Raw genomic sequence first — 647 nt, 5'->3', positions numbered from 1 at the left:
CCTCAACACCGCCTCCCTCGGCGTCCTGCCCCGGGACGCCACCGACGCCGTACGCACCGCCATCGCCGAGTACAGCGTGGGGCGGCCGTACGTCCGCGAGGGCTTCGAGGCGGTGCAGGAGGCCCGCGAGCTGTTCGCCCGGCTGGTCGGGGTCGACGCCTCGCGGGTGGCGGCCGGCGCCTCGGTCGCGGTGTACGCCGGGCTGCTGGCCACCGCGCTGCCCGCGGGCGCGGAAGTGCTCGTCGCGGACGACGACTTCAGCTCGCTGGTCAACCCGTTCGCCGTGCGCGGCGACCTCAAGCTGCGCAGCGTCCCGCTGCCGGAACTGGCGGACGCCGTGCGGCCCGGCACCGCGCTGGTCGCCGTGAGCGCCGTGCAGTCGGCGGACGGCCGGATCGCCGACCTCGCCGCGATCCGGGACGCGGCCCGCGCGCACGGCGCGCGGACCTTCGTCGACGCCAGCCAGGCCGCGGGCTGGCTCCCGCTGCGCGCCGACGACTTCGACTACCTGGCGACGGTGGGCTACAAGTGGCTGCTGGCCCCGCGCGGCGCGGCCTTCCTGGTCACCCCCGACGACCGGTCCGACGTCACGCCGGTCTTCGCGGGCTGGGTCGCCGGCGAGGTGCCGTACGACTCCTGCTACGGGC

At 76.7% G+C, this 647-nt stretch carries 1 protein-coding gene; it reads left to right on the top strand.

Annotation, left to right across the window (positions count from 1 at the left end):
- Positions 1–647 (top strand): aminotransferase class V-fold PLP-dependent enzyme (locus KUM32_RS39380; RefSeq protein WP_217146551.1); only part of this gene is annotated, 647 nt, incomplete at both ends.

It is taken from the genome of Streptomyces sp. AC627_RSS907 (genome assembly GCF_019049165.1).
Note: the sequence above shows the minus strand (reverse complement) of the source record. Positions and strands in the feature narration are given on the sequence as shown.